This is a genomic window from Campylobacter bilis (genome assembly GCF_016806695.1).
Lineage (GTDB): Bacteria > Campylobacterota > Campylobacteria > Campylobacterales > Campylobacteraceae > Campylobacter_D > Campylobacter_D bilis.
Genome location: NZ_WUED01000001.1, coordinates 107,346 through 123,306, shown reverse-complemented (window position 1 = coordinate 123,306; position 15,961 = coordinate 107,346). Strand labels below are relative to the sequence as shown.

At 31.1% G+C, this 15,961-nt stretch carries 13 protein-coding genes and 1 pseudogene; 9 read left to right on the top strand and 5 right to left on the bottom strand.

The features are described 5' to 3' along the window. The first annotated feature begins 62 nt into the window (after positions 1-62). Together mqnF and sppA are read left to right on the top strand one after the other, a co-directional pair. Complete coding sequence (gene mqnF / locus GRQ01_RS00720) at positions 63-1,292, top strand: aminofutalosine deaminase family hydrolase (protein ID WP_203121094.1); 1,230 nt, start codon at positions 63-65, stop codon at positions 1,290-1,292. After that, a complete protein-coding gene (gene sppA, locus GRQ01_RS00715) occupies positions 1,280-2,170 on the top strand; it encodes a signal peptide peptidase SppA (protein ID WP_158333940.1) in 891 nt (296 codons plus the stop codon). The genes mqnF and sppA overlap by 13 nt, the downstream gene beginning before the upstream one ends. Positions 2,171-2,217: 47 nt before the next feature. On the opposite strand, the gene GRQ01_RS00710 is transcribed toward sppA, so the two are convergent. The 4 genes from GRQ01_RS00710 to GRQ01_RS00695 all read right to left on the bottom strand — a co-directional run bounded on the left by GRQ01_RS00710 (position 2,218) and on the right by GRQ01_RS00695 (position 6,828). After that, entirely contained in the window at positions 2,218-2,874 is a 657-nt protein-coding gene (locus GRQ01_RS00710) for a LutC/YkgG family protein (RefSeq protein ID WP_158333939.1), read from the bottom strand. Continuing rightward, positions 2,867-4,306, bottom strand: coding sequence for a LutB/LldF family L-lactate oxidation iron-sulfur protein (locus tag GRQ01_RS00705; protein ID WP_158333938.1), 1,440 nt, complete (start codon positions 4,304-4,306; stop codon positions 2,867-2,869). Before GRQ01_RS00705 ends, GRQ01_RS00710 begins: the two co-directional genes overlap by 8 nt. Next, complete coding sequence (locus tag GRQ01_RS00700; protein WP_203121110.1) at positions 4,303-5,043, bottom strand: (Fe-S)-binding protein; 741 nt, start codon at positions 5,041-5,043, stop codon at positions 4,303-4,305. Before GRQ01_RS00700 ends, GRQ01_RS00705 begins: the two co-directional genes overlap by 4 nt. 102 nt (positions 5,044-5,145) lie before the next feature. Beyond that, entirely contained in the window at positions 5,146-6,828 is a 1,683-nt protein-coding gene (locus GRQ01_RS00695) for an L-lactate permease (protein ID WP_158333936.1), read from the bottom strand. A 406-nt stretch (positions 6,829-7,234) separates the two neighbouring features. On the opposite strand from GRQ01_RS00695, the pseudogene GRQ01_RS00690 reads away from it, so the two are divergent. The 3 genes and pseudogenes from GRQ01_RS00690 (at position 7,235) to GRQ01_RS00680 (ending at position 10,158) form a co-directional block, all read left to right on the top strand. Beyond that, positions 7,235-7,478, top strand: a pseudogene (locus GRQ01_RS00690) (DUF4492 domain-containing protein). Continuing rightward, on the top strand, positions 7,478-9,034 hold the full coding sequence (locus GRQ01_RS00685) for a cytochrome ubiquinol oxidase subunit I (protein ID WP_158333935.1): 1,557 nt from the start codon (positions 7,478-7,480) through the stop codon (positions 9,032-9,034). Before GRQ01_RS00690 ends, GRQ01_RS00685 begins: the two are co-directional and overlap by 1 nt. Then, a complete protein-coding gene (locus GRQ01_RS00680) occupies positions 9,034-10,158 on the top strand; it encodes a cytochrome d ubiquinol oxidase subunit II (RefSeq protein ID WP_158333934.1) in 1,125 nt (374 codons plus the stop codon). The genes GRQ01_RS00685 and GRQ01_RS00680 overlap by 1 nt, the downstream gene beginning before the upstream one ends. 229 nt (positions 10,159-10,387) lie before the next feature. Here GRQ01_RS00680 and ung read toward each other — a convergent pair whose 3' ends face one another. Then, positions 10,388-11,083 carry a uracil-DNA glycosylase gene (gene ung / locus GRQ01_RS00675; RefSeq protein ID WP_158333933.1) on the bottom strand — a complete coding sequence of 232 codons (696 nt, stop codon included), beginning with the start codon at positions 11,081-11,083 and terminating at the stop codon, positions 10,388-10,390. 265 nt (positions 11,084-11,348) lie between these two features. On the opposite strand from ung, the gene aspA reads away from it, so the two are divergent. From aspA to GRQ01_RS00655, 4 genes are all read left to right on the top strand, one after another. After that, the gene (gene aspA / locus GRQ01_RS00670; RefSeq protein ID WP_158333932.1) at positions 11,349-12,755 is read left to right on the top strand and encodes an aspartate ammonia-lyase; all 1,407 of its coding nucleotides are present in this window, start codon (positions 11,349-11,351) and stop codon (positions 12,753-12,755) included. 17 nt (positions 12,756-12,772) lie between these two features. Then, complete coding sequence (locus GRQ01_RS00665; protein ID WP_158333931.1) at positions 12,773-14,110, top strand: anaerobic C4-dicarboxylate transporter; 1,338 nt, start codon at positions 12,773-12,775, stop codon at positions 14,108-14,110. A gap of 96 nt (positions 14,111-14,206) precedes the next feature. Continuing rightward, positions 14,207-15,568, top strand: coding sequence for a COG3014 family protein (locus tag GRQ01_RS00660; RefSeq protein ID WP_158333930.1), 1,362 nt, complete (start codon positions 14,207-14,209; stop codon positions 15,566-15,568). Between the two features lie 10 nt (positions 15,569-15,578). Then, a complete protein-coding gene (locus tag GRQ01_RS00655; RefSeq protein ID WP_158333929.1) occupies positions 15,579-15,950 on the top strand; it encodes a YcfL family putative periplasmic lipoprotein in 372 nt (123 codons plus the stop codon). Positions 15,951-15,961: the final 11 nt, after the last annotated feature.

Here is a 15,961-nt window from a genome sequence, read left to right as displayed (position 1 = left end):
CCTTTTATTATAACATTTTAAAAATAAATTTTTGCTACAATGAGTTTTTTGAAAGGAAATTCGTGTTTATAATTAGTGCAAGATATCTTTTTTTATGTGATGAAGATTTTACGATATTGCAAAATCAAGCCCTTGTTTTTGAAGATAAAATTTTAGAATTAGGTGAGTTTGAGAAATTAAGAAAAAAATATCCTCAAGCTGAACTTATAAAAACACCTCAAAATTCAGTTATTTTACCTGCTTTTATCAATGCTCATACACATTTAGAATTTAGTGCTAATTCTACTACTTTGCATTTTGGAGAGTTTTTAACTTGGCTTAAAAGTGTGATTAATTCTCGTTTTGTATTAAATGCTAAGGCTAAAGAAGAATTGATATTGAAAAATATTGTAAAAATGCAAAAAAGCGGTATAGGAACTATTGGTGAAATTTCAAGTTTTGGAAGTGATTTAAGCCCTTGTGTGAAGGCAAGTGAAAATGGCATGCGTGTGGTGTTTTTTAACGAAATTTTAGGTACAAATGAGACTCAAATTGAAGAAAAAAAACAAGAATTTTTAAAAAGATTACAAGATTCTTTAAATTTTAAAAATGATTTTTTTATCCCTGCTGTTTCTATCCATTCTCCTTATTCTACACATCCTAAATTGGCTTCTTTTGCACTTGATTTAGCTAAGAAGCAAAATTTATTAGTGAGCACTCATTTTTTAGAAAGCAAGGTTGAAAATTCTTGGCTTAGAGAGGCAAAAGGGGAATTTGTAAGTTGGCTTAGTAATTTCATGTCTGATCCTAAGCCTTTTTATACTTTAAAAGAATTTATTAAACTTTTTAAAGGAATACGAACGCTTTTTACCCATTGTGTGTATTTAAAAGAATACGATCTATTAGATAAAAATTTACATTCTATTACCCATTGTGCTTTTTCAAACCGTCTTTTAAGTCAGAAAAGTTTAGATTTGAAAAAGGTTTTAAAAAAGGGCTTGAATGTTCATTTAGGAACTGATGGCCTTAGTTCAAATATTTCTTTATCTTTGCTTGATGAGATGCGTGCTAATTTGCTTGTGCATAAAGATTTTGATTTGTTAAAATTAGCACCTAAGCTTTTGCAAATGGCAACACTTTATCCTGCAAGAGCTTTAAATTTAAATTTAGGGGAGTTAAAAAAGGGTAAAATAGCCGATTTTAGTGTATTTAAACTAGGAGAATGTGAAAAAAGTCAAGCTGCCTTGCAGTTTATTTTAAATGCTAAGGAAGTGGATAAATTATTTATAAAAGGAAAAAAATGCAAATTATAAAATCGTTTTTCAAGGCTTTAGGATGGGGGATAAGATTTATTAATACCTATTTTAAAACTTTTATTTTATTATTGTTTATAATATGGCTTTTAATGCCAAGTACAAACACAAGTCTTGCGAATTTAGAGCGTATTGATTTAAAGGATGCGATTTTTGATAGTTCTGTTGTTTTAGAAAAGATCATTAATGCTAAAAACGATGATAGTATTAAAGGCGTGCTTTTAGTAATAGATTCTCCTGGGGGTGCTTTTGCACCTAGTATGGAATTGGCTTTAGCAATAAAGGATTTAAAAGCTAAAAAACCTGTGCTTGTGTATGCAAGTGGAACTATGGCAAGTGGAAGTTATTTAGCGGGTGTGGGAGCAAATAAAATCTTAGCAAATCCTGCAAGCTTTATAGGATCTATTGGGGTGATTATGCAAACAGCTGATTTAAGTGAATTAGCCAATAAGCTTGGTATTAAAGAACAAACCATCCAGGCGGGTGAGTTTAAAAGTGCTGGAACTTTTACACGCCCTTGGAATAAACAAGAAAGAGAATTTTTGCAAAATTTAATCGATCAAAGTTATGAACTTTTTACTGATTTTGTTGCTAAAGAAAGAGGCTTAGCGCTTGATCAAAAAGATCAATGGGCAAATGCAAGAGTGTTTTTGGCTGCTAAGGCTAAAGAACTTAGACTTATAGATGGACTTAGCAATTATGAAAATGCTAAAAAAGAATTAGAACAACTTGCTAATGTTTTAAATCCTATTTGGAAAGAAGAAGACAAGATAGATAAATTTCTTAATCGTTTAGAAGGGCAAACATCTAATCTTATTAGTAAAAGTTTAAAAGAGCTTGTTTATATGGCAAATAATAATATTTCTAATCTTAAATAAAAAATAATTTTTTAATAATAAATTTATATTGATTCTAAATTCTAGAATCAATATATAATAATATGAGCAATTTGGGGTCCATGAACACCAAAAACTGTTATAAGTTCTATATCTGCTGTTCTTGAAGGGCCCGCAATGAATAAAATATTGCTAGGTAGAATTTCATTTTCTTTTTTGACTAGATTAAAAGCTTGGGTGAGGCTTTGAACTACGTTTTCTTTTTTGAGTAAGATGATGCAAAGTTTAGGCGCAAGGCTTAGCATTCTAGGCTGTTCCTTGCTTGAAAGTACCAATGCTACGCCATGAGAACTTACTCCTACTCTTGCATGGATAATGGAAAAATCACTGTGAAAAACTTCGTATCTTAAATTTTCTATCTCTTTATCAAAACAGACTTTTGTTTCTGCCTTGATTTTATCTAAATCCAAAGCTAAATTAGTACCATAGATCATTTTGTTGTAGCCATATTTTGCAATAATTTCGTTGATTTTTTCTTCTAGGGTGTCTTGAGTAGCATCCTCAACGATGTATTTATTATCACTCATTTTTTGTTTCATTTGGGTTAAGATATCTTCAGTACTTTTAATGTGTTCTACAGGATCTATGCTTTTATGATATGTGAAATCAGTTTCTTTATAGGCATTTTTAAGAGCGGCTAAAATCTTTGCTTTGCTTTTATTAGAAATCTCATCGATTTTACTCATAAATTACTCCTTCTAAATTTTGAATTTCTTTGTAAAGATCCATTTTTATTTGAGGTAATTCTTTAAAAGCGTACCATTTTTTGATTACAGGTAAAACTCCTGCAAAATTTTGTACTATCGAGTTAAAATAATGGGCTTTTGAAAGTGAAAAACGCCATTTATCCCCATGGGTTGCTATATATTTAAATTGTTTAAAAGCAAAGGATTCTAAAGCATTGTGATGAATATTATTTGATCCTATAGGCGGGTTGTTTCCTTGTCCTATTTTATCGCATCTTAATTTTCTAATAAGATCGGCTAAAGGAATCTGCACAGGACAAACTTCAGAACAACGCCCACAAAGCGAACAAAAATTTAAAATATCGCCTGTATTATCTATGCCAAAAATATTAGGACTAATCACTTCGCCAATAGGTCCTGGATAGGTGGTTTGATAAGCATGTCCACCGATTTGATCATAAACAGGACAAAAATTCATACATGCACCACACCTAATACAACGCAAAGCTTCATGATAATCTTCATGCGCTAGCATTTTGCTTCGGTTGTGATCAAATAAAATTATATGTACTTCTTTAGGCCCGTCTAAATCATCATTTTTTCTAGGTCCTGTAATGATGTTATTGTAAGTTGGGATAAATTGGCCTGTTGCTGAAGGGGTAAGTAGGCAAACCATAGTTGCTGCATCTTCAAAGCTTTCCATTACTTTTTCTATGCCGCAAAGTGCGATATGGATATCTGGAGCAGTAGTACACATTCTACCATTGCCTTCATTTTCTATAAGCCAAAAAGAGCCTTCTTTTGACATGGCAAAATTCACTCCACTAAGCCCTAATTTCAAACCTTCAAAATCTTTTCTTAAGTGTTCTCTTGCAATAGCATTGAGGTTTTGGGGATCGTCATTTTCTAATTTAGCCCCAAGTTTGTCTTTAAAAATTTGCCCTATTTCATGACGGTTTTTATGGATGGCAGGAACAACTATATGCAAAGGAGGTTCTTTATTAAGTTGTAAAATAAGTTCTCCTAAATCTGTTTCTATAGCTTTTAAGCCTTTTTTTTCTAAGTAGTGGTTTAAGCCTATTTCTTCACTTGCCATAGACTTACCCTTTAAAAGTTTGGTAATATTTTTTTCATGCATGATTTCATAGACGATTTCACAAGCATCTTCATCACTGCTTGCCCAATGGACTATCATGCCATTTTTTGTAGCGTTTTTTTCAAATTCTAAAAGCCTCTCTTCTAAAGTCATTAAGGCATTATTTTTAGCTTGTTTAGCCTTAGCTCTTAAGCCTTGCCAGTCTTTAAATTTTGCATCTATGACCTTGAGTCTATTTGTTTGTAAAGTATGCATAGCAGTGATTAGATTTTCTTGCATTTGCTTGTCGTTAAGCTTGGTTTGAACGATGTGTTTGTGAGGAATTTTTTGACTCATAATCTCTCTCCTTCTAAACGTTTGAGTAAAAAGTCATATAAATGCATCCCTTTAATATCTAAGTGCATTCTTTTCATTGTGCCATCAATGTTTAAAAGACAGCCTCCATCTGCACTAATGAGGTATTTTGCCCCAGTATTTTGTATGTCTTTGATTTTGCTTTTTACCATGGCATTAGAGATTTCAGGTTCTTTAACAGAAAAAGTTCCACCAAAGCCACAGCATTCTTCTTCATATTCAAGATTAAGAAGTTCTACATTTTTTAGTTTTTTAATGAGATTTTTGCTTGCTTGTATGCTTTTTTGTACTCTTAAAGCATGGCAATTAGAATGCCAAGTAACCTTTATAGGATCCCCTTTATCTTCGTAAGTGACTTTTAAAACTTCATCAAGGTATTGTGAAAGTTCTATAACGCGAGAGCTGAAATCTTTGACTTTAGAAAATTGATCTTTATTTTTAAAAAGTTCTAAATAATCATGACTCATCATACCTGCACAAGAACCACTAGGTACGACAATAGGATAGCCTTTATCAAATAAATCTACATTGTATAAAGCAATTTCGCGACTTTCATTAAAATAGCCTGAATTAAAAGAAGGTTGGGCACAGCAGGTTTGGTTTTTTTTAAAAATCACTTCAACCCCTTCACGTCTTAAAAGCTTGATTGCGTTTAAAACTGTTTGTTGCATGGCAACGCTTCCTAGACATGTGGCGTAAAAATACACCTTTTTCATTATTTCTCCTTGATTTTTAGGATAATAGATTTTAATATTTTAATCTTGCAAAAATAAAATCTAAAAATAGAACTTAAATTTTTGCAAGTTTTTGCTTGCAAAAATTTATTTTACTATAACTTCAGGAATAATACCTTGCAAGAAAGAGGCTATAACATAAGTCCAAATTCCTATTAAAATGATAAAAGCTATAGAGTATTTTAGTGTGAATTTAAAAAGATCAGATTCTTTTCCTACAAGCCCTACGGCTGCGCAAGCTATAGCTATACTTTGAGGACTGATCATTTTTCCAACTACACCGCCTACAGAGTTTGCTGCTAAGAATAAAGCTTCATTGATATGGAGTTTTTGAGCACTTATTTGCTGTAAGGTTCCAAAAAGCAGGTTCGCACTTGTATCAGATCCTGTTAAAAATACTCCTATCCAGCCAATAATAGGCGAGAAGAATGAAAAAGCATCTCCTGTATGTGCAAAAGCTAGGCCCAAAGTCGTACTCATGCCGCTATTTTTAGAGATAAAGGCAAAGGCTACGACTAAGCCTATAGTGATGCAAGGAATGGCCATTTCTTTTAAGGTAGCCCAAAAGCATTCTGCTGCATCTTCAGTTTTGATTTTTAAAATAGCTATGCTTAAAAAAGCTGCAAGCAAAATTGCTGTTCCTGCCTGAGCTACTATTTTGCCATTGATAAGATCTATGCCTAAGGATAAGGCTAAAGGTTTGCTTTCTCCTATGCCTGTAATAGAAGGGCTTATAATAGTATCTGTGATATTGCTAAATTGTAAAGTAATGCTAGTGTAGCTTAAAATCCCATCTTTATCAAAAAGGGCTTTAAACCAAGGTTGTGTCCAAATAATGATACAAACAATGAGTAAAATAAAAGGAGTCCAGGCTTTTAAAATTTGATTGAAACTTAAGGTATTGTTTTGAGCAAAATCTGTTTCATTATCAAATCTGAAAATGTTTTTTGGCTTCCATAATTTTAAAAAGAGCGTTGTTAGTGCTAAAGAAACAATAGCTGAAATGATATCTGGAAGTTCAGCACCTAAATGATTTGAGCTTAAAAATTGTGTTGCTGTGAAACTTAAAGCTGCAACTAAAATAGCAGGAAAAGTTTCTTTAATGCCTTTAAAACCATCCATTAAAAAGACTATAAAAAAAGGTATAGTAAGGCTAAGTGGTACAAGCATTCTACCTACCATAGCTGAAATAGAGTGTTGTTCTATACCAACAAGATTAGCCATGGCAATGATAGGAATACCTACAGCACCAAAAGCTACAGGAGCAGTATTTGCGATCAAACAAAGCCCTGCAGCTTGCAAAGGACGCAATCCAAGTCCGACTAAAAGAGCTGCTGTGATAGCAACAGGTCCACCAAAGCCTATAGCACCTTCTAAAAAAGAACCAAAACAAAATCCAATTAAAATGACTTGAATTCTATGATCTGGTGTGATACTCATGACGCTTTTTTTGATGATTTCAAAAGAACCTGATTTAATAGAAAGTTTATAAAGAAAAATGGCTGCAATGATAATCCAAGCAATAGGCCACATACCATTAGTAAAACCTTGAATAAAACTTGCCCCAACTAAATTCCAAGGCATTTTATATACAAATAAAGCAATGAAAGTAGCAAGTATAACAGTTAAAAACCCTGCTTGATAGCCTTTAAGCTTAAAAACAACTAAACAAGCTAAAAAACAGAGTATAGGTAAAAATGCCATAAAAGCACTCAACCAAATATTTCCTAACGGATCATAGGCTTGTTGCCATGTCAGAATCTGTTCCAATTTTTCTCCTTAATAATTTTTATAAATAAAGTTTATTTTAACAAAAAATTAAACATATAATAAAAAAATTATTAGCTTAAAATAAATTAATTATAATATGCAGCTTGATTTTGTGTATTTTTGTAATATTATAAAAAAGCGTGAAAATTTATAATTTTTTAAAAATAAATTATTTTAATATCTAATATATGGTTGGGTTTTTGTTAAATTCATTATTGCCTTGCTATAAAATTAAAGCTTTAAGCCATTGTAATATTGATTTTTATAAAGCATTAACAAGCTAAGGCTAAAATAAAATCTAAATAAATATTTCAAGTTTAATTTTAAGAAAGTAATAACGCAAATTTTATTATAATTTTAATGCTTGAAATATTTAATTCTCTTATTTTTTAAAGGTGAAATTATTGTGAGTTGTAAAGGTTTATATTTTAATATTTTAAGAATTTTTAATTTTTATAAAGAAGGCTTTAAGAATTTAACACTAGGAAAAACCTTATGGAAAATTATTTTCATTAAATTTTTTGTGATGTTTGTGATATTAAAATTATTAATTTTTGATGTGAGTTTTAATTCTATATTTTAAAGATGATAAAGAAAAAAGTTCTTTTGTACTTAAAAAATCTCACTTCAAAAGAAAAAGGAAAATATAATGAATGAACTTAGTAGTGTTGATTGGTCAAGAGCACAGTTTGCTTTAACTGCACTGTATCATTTTTTATTTGTGCCTTTGACTTTAGGCTTGTCTTTTATAATTGCTATCATGGAAACTATCTATGTAAAAACTAAAAACGAAAGATGGAAGCAAATCACTAAATTCTGGCTTTCTTTATTTGCCATTAATTTTGCTATTGGGGTAGCTACGGGCATTATTATGGAATTTGAATTTGGAACTAACTGGGCAAATTATAGTTGGTTTGTCGGAGATATTTTTGGTGCGCCTTTGGCCATTGAAGGTATTATGGCATTTTTCTTAGAAGCTACTTTCTTTGCTGTTATGTTTTTTGGATGGGATAAAGTTAGTAAAGGTTTTCATCTTCTTTCAACTTGGTGCGTGGCTATAGGAAGTAATCTTTCAGCTTTTTGGATTTTAGTGGCAAATGCTTGGATGCAATATCCTCAAGGAATGAGTTTTAATCCAGATACTGCAAGAAATGAAATGCAAAGCTTTATTGAAGTGGCATTTTCACCTGTAGCGGTTGCAAAATTTTTACATACTATAGGTAGTGGTTATGTGATTTCGGCTTTGTTTGTTATGGGAATTTCAGCTTGGTTTATCTTAAAAGGACGCCATATTATAGAGGCTAAGAAAAGTTTAGTTGTTGGTGCTAGCTTTGGTTTTGTTTGTTCTATTTTTTTGTTTTTTAGTGGGGATGAAAGCGCTTATCGTGTTACCCAAACCCAGCCTATGAAATTAGCTGCTATGGAAGGGGTTTATCAAGGTGAACATCGTGCCGGTCTTGTTCCTTTTGGAATTTTAAATCCTAAAAAAACTTTAGATAATAACGAAAGTGTATTTTTATTTGATATTACTATACCTTATGCACTTTCTATATTAGGAAATCGCGATTTAGATTCTTTTGTTCCAGGGATTGAAGATTTAATTTATGGAAATGAAAGCAAAGGCATAGAACCTATGCAAAATCGTATAGATAGAGGCAAAATCGCTGTGCAAGCTTTAAAAGATTATAAGCTTGCTAAAGAACTCAACGATACAATAGCCATGATAAATCATAAAGCGATCTTAGAAGCTAATTTTAAAGATTTTGGTTATGGCTATTTACAAAAGCCAAGTGATACTATTCCTCCTGTGGCTTTAACTTTTTATAGCTTTCACATTATGGTGGCTTTAGGTAGCTTTTTCTTTATACTTTTTATAATAACGCTTTATCTTACTATGGCAAATGATATAGAGAAATTTAAAAAGATCCTTTGGATGTGTTTATTTTCCATTCCTTTAGGTTATATTGCTGCTGAAGCGGGATGGATAGTAGCTGAGGTAGGTAGGCAGCCTTGGGCGATTCAAGACTTGCTTCCTGTGCATATTGGTGCGACTCAATTAGGAAAAATTAATGTTCAAATTTCGTTTTGGATTTTTGCTGTGCTATTTACAGCTTTACTTATTGCAGAACTTAAAATCATGTTTACGCAAATTAAGAAAGGTTTTAATACACATGAGAATGCTTTTAAAACTGAAGGAGAAAAATAATGTTTTTTGGTTTAGAGCTTGAAGATTTGCAAATTTATTGGTGGTTAATTTTAAGTTTGCTTGGTGCGATTTTGGTGTTTATGTTTTTTGTTCAAGGTGGGCAAACTTTAATTGATGATTTGAGTAAAGATGAACTTGAAAAAACTATGCTTATTAATTCTTTGGGACGTAAATGGGAGTTAGGTTTTACGACTTTTGTACTTTTTGGGGGTGCAGCTTTTGCAGCTTTCCCACTTTTTTATAGTACAAGTTTTGGTGGAACTTATTGGATTTGGCTTTGTATTTTATTTTGTTTTATTTTGCAAGCTGTAGCTTATGAGTACCGTAAAAAAGAAAATAATGTCTATGGTTGTAAAACCTATGAAATGTTTCTTAAAATCAATGGCTATTTGGGGGTGCTTTTAATAGGAGTTATTATTAGCAGTTTTTTTAGTGGTTCACAATTTATTTTAAATGAACACAATTTTGTCTCTTGGCAAAATCCTTTGCGTGGTTTAGAGCTTTTATTTAATCCTCTTAATTATCTTTTAGGCTTGGCTTTAATATTTTTAGCCAGACTTTTAGCCGCAGCATATTTTATGAATAATATTAATGATGAAAATATAAAATCAAGAGCTGTAAAAAAACTCATGATCAATGGCTTTTTATTTTTACCTTTCTTTTTGGGTTTTTTGACCTGGATTTTTATAAAAGATGGTTTTAGAGTAGATGAAAATGGTATTGTGAGTTTAAGTGCTAATGTGTATTTGCATAATTTTTTAGATCAAATTCTTTTTGCTATTTTATTTTTAATAGGCGTTTTTTTGGTATTTGCAGGTTTATTTCAAGGGGCAAAAGGTTGTTCTAAAGCTATTTTTACTTTAGGATTTGGGACAGTTTTAACAGTATTTGCTTTATTATCAAGTATTGGATTAGGCCAAAGTGCTTTTTATCCCTCATTGAATGATTTGCAAAGTTCTTTGACTTTAAAAAATGCAAGTTCAAGTTATTATACTCTTAGTGTTATGGCTTATGTATCTTTGCTTGTGCCTTTTGTTTTAGCTTATATTATTTATGTTTGGAATGTAATGGATAGGGTAAAAATTACCCGTGAAGAAATCGCAAATAGCGATCATACATATTAAAGGAAGAGAATGTTGCATGCTTTATTTTTATTATCTTGGCCTTTGGTAATTTATTTAAGTTATAAATTTATTATGCTAAATATCAATCAATTAGAAAAAGATAGTAAATTATAAGAATAAAAAAATATTTTAAGCTGCTAGATTGATTTAGCTTTTTCATAAAATCATTTTTATGTATTATGCTTTAAATCCTTAGCAGCTTTATGCTTTTTATTATCGTTATTATATATTAAGGTATTTGCCAATTAATAGGACTTTTACCCAGCTTTTTTAAAAATTCATTTGCTTTTGAGAAGTGTTTGCAACCTAAAAAGCCAGTTTTTGCTAAAGGACTAGGATGGGCTGCTTCTAATACTAAATGTTTTTCAGTATCAATGAAGGCTTTTTTACTTTTTGCATAATTCCCCCAAAGCATAAAAATAAGACCTGATTTTTCTTTGCTGAGTTTTGAGATTACTGCATCACTAAATTCTTGCCAACCCCATGAACTGTGGCTTGCTGCTTTGTTTGCTTCTACGCTAAGGATGGAATTTAAGAGTAAAATACCTTGTGTTGCCCAAGAGCTTAAATCCCCGCTTTTTGATGGAGTGATATTTAAATCATTTTGCAATTCTTTATAAATATTTTTAAGGCTTGGGGGAATTTCTATCCCTTTAGGAACTGAAAAGCTAAGCCCCATGGCTTGGTTAGGTTGGTGATAGGGGTCTTGACCTAGTATGATGATTTTTAATTTTTCTAAAGGACATAAATTAAAAGCATTAAAGATTGAATTAGCAGGCGGATAAATAATGCTATGTTGATTTAAAGCATTTATATATCGTTTTTTAAGATCTAAAAAATATTTTTTTTTAAATTCATCCTTTAAGAATTCTTTCCAATCATTATTCATTTTTATTTTATCTATGTTTATTGTGATTTCTTTCATGATTTTTCCAAAATATATTTGCTTATAAAAACTTTGATATTTTAACAAAAAAGTTAGTAAAAATATATTAATTTTTTTTTGAAATAAATAAAAATAATTATATTAATGAAAATTAAATGTAAATATATAAATACTTGATTTAATGTATTTTGAAACTAATTTATTTATTAATCAATTATTAACTAAAAATGCAATATCATTATTAATGATTTAAATCGATTGTTGTATTGATTTAAATTAAAAATACTTTGATGAAAGGTTTTAAATGGGAACAAGAAAAGAACATGACTTTATCGGGGAATTGGAAATCTCTGATGAGGTTTATTATGGAGTACAAACTTTTAGAGCTATTGAAAATTTTGATATTTCTCATGATAGATTAAAAGATTTTCCTCGTTTTGTCAGGGCTTTAGCCAGGGTGAAAAAAGCTGCTGCTATGGCAAATTATGAATTAGGATTATTAGATAAAAATATCCAAGATGCTATTATTAAAGCTTGCGATAAAATTTTAGAAGGCGGGTATTATGATCAATTTGTAGTGGATATGATACAAGGGGGTGCTGGAACAAGTACTAATATGAATGCAAACGAAGTTATAGCTAATATTGGCCTTGAGCTTATGGGTTATAAAAAAGGACAGTATCAATACCTTCATCCAAACGATCATGTTAATTTAAGTCAAAGTACTAATGATGCTTATCCTACAGCCTTGCACCTTGCTTTACATGATTATTTAAGTGATTTAGCTAAAGCTATGGAGTATTTGAAAAAAGCTTATGAAAGAAAAGCTGAAGAATTTAAAGATGTGTTAAAAATGGGTAGAACACAGCTTCAAGATGCTGTTCCTATGACTTTAGGCCGTGAGTTTAAAACTTTTGCTGTGATGATAGGTGAGGATATCCAAAGAGTTTTAGAAGCTAGAAAGTTGATTTTAGAAATCAATCTTGGCGGAACTGCTATAGGAACAGGGATAAATTCTCATCCTGATTATCCTAAAGTAGTAGAAAGAAAAATAAGAGAAGTAACAGGTTTTGAATATACTGTAGCTGAGGATTTGATCGAAGCGACTCAAGATACGGGTTCTTATGTGCAAATTTCAGGAGTTTTAAAACGTGTTGCAACAAAACTTTCTAAAGTATGTAATGATTTAAGGCTTTTAAGCAGTGGTCCAAAATGTGGTCTTAATGAAATCAATTTACCAAAAATGCAACCTGGTAGTTCTATTATGCCTGGCAAGGTAAATCCTGTTATTCCTGAGGTGGTCAATCAAGTTTGCTATGCTGTTATTGGCGCAGATGTGACTGTCACTTTTGCAAGTGAAGGTGGGCAATTACAGCTTAATGTTTTTGAACCTGTGATTGCTTATAGTTTATTTAACTCTGTTGTAATGCTAGAAAAAGCTATGTATACTTTAGCGGATAAATGTATTGACGGTATTAGTGCAAATGAAAAAATTTGTTCAGATTTTGTTTATAATTCAGTAGGCATAGTAACAGCCTTAAATCCTTATATAGGTTATGAGAACTCTACTAGCATAGCTAAAGAAGCAATGGCAACGGGTAAAAAAGTAGCTGATATTGCACTTGAAAGAGGGCTTTTGAGTAAGGAACAAATTGATGAAATTTTAACTCCATCAAATATGCTAAATCCTCATATGGAAGCTAAAAAATAATATTTTAGGATTTAATCATGGATATAATGATAATCTTACAAGTACTGGTCCTTCTTGGGGCGATTTTTATAGGTATTCGCTTAGGTGGTATAGCTATAGGTTATGCAGGGGGACTTGGGGTTCTTATATTAGGACTTGTTTTAGGAATGAAGCCAGGGAATATTCCTTGGGATGTTATTTTAATAATTGCCGCAGCCATTGCAGCCATTGCAGCCATGCAAGAAGCAGGTGGACTTGATTATATGGTAAGATTAACAGAGAAAATCTTAAGGGCAAATCCCAAATTTATAAATTACCTAGCTCCTGCTTGTGGATGGTTGCTGACTATTCTTGCAGGAACAGGGAATGCTGTGTTTTCTTTAATGCCTGTTGTAGTTGATGTTGCAAAATCGCAAAATGTTAAACCAAGTGTTCCGCTTTCTTTGATGGTGGTTTCTTCGCAAATTGGCATTACAGCTTCTCCTGTTAGTGCTGCTGTTGTTTATATGAGTGGTGTTTTAGAACCTCTAGGTTGGAATTATCCAACTTTGATTGGAATTTGGATAAGTACTACTTTTGTAGCCTGTATGCTTACAGCTTTTATAGTAAGTTTAATCACTCCTATGGATCTTAGTAAAGATCTCATTTATCAAGAACGCTTAAAAGTAGGACTTGTTAAAGATGCAGGAGATGTTTTACATGGTGAAGACAAGCCAGGTGCTAAACTTTCAGTAGGGATTTTTCTTCTTACAGTTTTAGCGGTTGTGCTTTATGCTACTGCAATTTCTAGTAATATTAAATGGATTGATCCTGTTGTTGTTCCAAGAGATGCAGCGATTATGAGTTTTTTGCTTACTGCAGCGACTTTAATCACTTGGCTTTGTAAGGTTCAACCAGGTAAAATTCTTGATACTAGCGTGTTTAAAAGTGGTATGACAGCTTGTGTTTGTGTTTTTGGTGTGGCTTGGTTAGGCAATACTTTTGTTGCAGGGCATGAAGCTTCAATCAAAGAAGTAGCAGGTGAATGGGTAAAACAAACTCCTGCAATGCTCGCAGTAGCCTTTTTCTTTGCTAGTATGCTTTTATATTCTCAAGCAGCAACTGCTAAAGCTATAGTACCTGTTATCATTACTGCTTTAGGAATTTCTACAGCAAATCCCCATGATTCTTATATGCTTGTAGCTTGTTTTGCAGCTGTTTCAGCTCTTTTTGTGCTTCCAACTTATCCTACCTTGCTTGGTGCAGTGCAAATGGATGATACAGGAACGACTAAAATTGGTAAGTTTATATTTAACCATTCTTTTTTTATACCAGGCGTTTTAACTATAGCCATTGCTGTGGCTTTAGGTTTTATTCTAGCTTCCCTGTTTGTTTAAAAAAATCCTAGGTTTTCCTAGGATTTGTTTATATTAGCTTTTTGATTATATACTACGCTTATTTATTTTAATTTTCTTTTAAAGAGAGATTTTTTGATGAAAATAAAAGTTGGGTTGATTTTATTAAGTATTATTTGTCTTTTTTTAAGTGCTTGTGCTAATTATGCTAAGCAAAATACATTATTTGAAAATGCTTTAACCCAAAAATATTGCAAAGAAGATTTTTTTAATCAAAATTTAGAAAAGATTCATAACCATAATGATGTGATCTATATAGGATTAAATGTGGGTTTGATTGCTAGAAATTGTGGTGATTTTAATCGTAGTAATGTATTTTTTGATGCTGTTGAGCAATCTTATAAATATGATGTAGATTTACAAAATACAGTTTCTAAAGGGGCTAAATTACTTAGCACAAGTTTATTAAATGATAATATTGTAGATTATGAAGGTTCTTTATATGAAAGAATTATGGTAAATGTATATAAGGCTTTAAATTATATGCAAGAAAAAGATTATGAAAATGCTAGAGTGGAATTTAATCGTGCTTTAATGCGTCAAGATAAAGCAAAGGAATATTTTGCTAAAGAAATCGAAAGAAATCGCCAAGATTTAGAGAAAATTAAAGAAGATAAAAATTATAATAAAAATATCACCAAAAATTCACAAACCATACAAACACAATATGATAATTTATTTAAAGAATTTCATACGACAAAAAATTTTATTAATCCTTATGCGACTTATTTAGCCGCAGTATTTTTTTTCATGGATAAAGACTATAAAAGAGCACAAGATTTATTTAGAGAAATAGTAATTACTTATCCTAATAATAAAACGATTGAAAAACAAGGCGAAATTTTTAAAGTCTATGCGACAAAAATGAAAATTCAAGATCCAAAAAAATATATTTTTATAGTTTATGAAAATGGCTTTGGTATTATTAAAGATGAATTTGGTTTAACTTTGCCTTTTATAGTGGATAAAAAAATTATTAGCGTAAGTGTTGCTTTGCAAACTTTAAGAAAAAGAGGGCTTTCTTTTGCTAATTTAAACATCAATGGTCAAGACACAAGTGATTTTGTGGATTTAGATGATATTGTGGCTACGGAATTTAAAATCAATATGCCAAGTATGATTGCAAAAGCTTTAACGCAAACTATGGTTAAAATTGCTTTAAATACAGCTGTGGCAAATAATGATTCTACAGGTGGTTTGCTAAGTTTTGCTAGTGCAGTGGCCGCTGCTGTTACGAGTAAAGCTGATGTGCGTTCTTGGAGGGGTTTGCCTAAAAATATAGGCATTGCAATGGTAGAAAATCAAGGTAAGATCAAAATACAAGATCCTCAAGGTAATATTTTATTTCAAAAGGAAATAAACAAGTATGAAAATACTCTTATAATATTGCGATCTTTTGCTACGTATTTGCCTATAAGTGTTGCGTTAATACAAAAATAAAGGATAGAAAATGAAAAATATTATTTTATCGATTTTATTGCTTTTGCTTAATGCTTGTGCCTCAAGTCAATCTATTAAGTCAAATGTCAATTCAGTAGAGATTTTAGATACAAATTTACCAAAAAGTTTGGTTAAAAGCTTTCAAAAACGTGTCAATGATAATGGTTTTTTAGAATTAGAAATTATTTTAAAAAGTAGCTTTACAAAGGACATAATTTATAAAATCGATTGTTTAGATAAAGATGGTTTTGTTTTAAAAGATAGCATCAATGAAGATTATAAAGTTTTAAGAATTCCCGCAGGAAAAGAGGTGATCCTTCGTAAACTTGCATTTGATAAAAGGACTAAGGATTTTAAAATAGAGCTTAAAACAAAAAATTGATTTTTAAGGAA

Bases quoted from the DNA above. Each gene is read 5' to 3' on its own strand.
- sppA (WP_158333940.1), top strand. From the start codon at position 1,280: ATGCAAATTATAAAATCGTTTTTCAAGGCTTTAGGATGGGGGATAAGA.
- GRQ01_RS00710 (WP_158333939.1), bottom strand. From the start codon at position 2,874: ATGAGTAAAATCGATGAGATTTCTAATAAAAGCAAAGCAAAGATTTTA.
- GRQ01_RS00705 (WP_158333938.1), bottom strand. From the start codon at position 4,306: ATGAGTCAAAAAATTCCTCACAAACACATCGTTCAAACCAAGCTTAAC.
- GRQ01_RS00685 (WP_158333935.1), top strand. From the start codon at position 7,478: ATGAATGAACTTAGTAGTGTTGATTGGTCAAGAGCACAGTTTGCTTTA.
- GRQ01_RS00680 (WP_158333934.1), top strand. From the start codon at position 9,034: ATGTTTTTTGGTTTAGAGCTTGAAGATTTGCAAATTTATTGGTGGTTA.
- ung (WP_158333933.1), bottom strand. From the start codon at position 11,083: ATGAAAGAAATCACAATAAACATAGATAAAATAAAAATGAATAATGAT.
- aspA (WP_158333932.1), top strand. From the start codon at position 11,349: ATGGGAACAAGAAAAGAACATGACTTTATCGGGGAATTGGAAATCTCT.
- GRQ01_RS00665 (WP_158333931.1), top strand. From the start codon at position 12,773: ATGGATATAATGATAATCTTACAAGTACTGGTCCTTCTTGGGGCGATT.
- GRQ01_RS00660 (WP_158333930.1), top strand. From the start codon at position 14,207: ATGAAAATAAAAGTTGGGTTGATTTTATTAAGTATTATTTGTCTTTTT.
- GRQ01_RS00655 (WP_158333929.1), top strand. From the start codon at position 15,579: ATGAAAAATATTATTTTATCGATTTTATTGCTTTTGCTTAATGCTTGT.